Below are 431 nucleotides of genomic sequence, written 5' to 3' on the forward strand. Positions count from 1 at the left end.
CCTTTACCCGCATCGGTCGGGGCCGGGGCATGGTCGGCGGCATCGAGCGGTGTGTCGGACAGGGTATAGTTATCGCGAAAATCGATCGGGTTGCCGGGCAAGCCCAGATAATCACGGTAGGTCTGCAAGGAGTAACGGGCCATCTGCTCCCATGTGCGGGCAAAGCTGGGGCTAGCCTGTGCACTCAGGGCAATGCGGGAGTCCGGGGTCCAGCTCCCGTTAGCCCGCACGGAGCGCGTATGGGGCAAAAGGTCGCGGGTATAGATGGTTACATCCAGCCCTGCGCGCAGCGCGGTCAGGGCTGATGTCAGGCCGATAATGCCACAGCCAATAACCGCAACCCTGCGCTCCAGCGTTGCCGCAGCATGCCCGACCGCCAGATACGCCGCCCCCCATGAGAGTGACCAGCCACTGCCGCCGTGGCCGTAATT

General features: G+C 63.8%; 1 protein-coding gene. It reads right to left on the reverse strand.

Annotation, left to right across the window (positions count from 1 at the left end; all coding sequences use genetic code 11):
* Positions 1-431 (reverse strand): FAD-dependent oxidoreductase (locus HK26_RS12950; RefSeq protein WP_143296387.1); only part of this gene is annotated, 431 nt, incomplete at both ends.

This window comes from Acetobacter okinawensis, assembly GCF_002153655.1.
Lineage (GTDB): Bacteria > Pseudomonadota > Alphaproteobacteria > Acetobacterales > Acetobacteraceae > Acetobacter > Acetobacter okinawensis_A.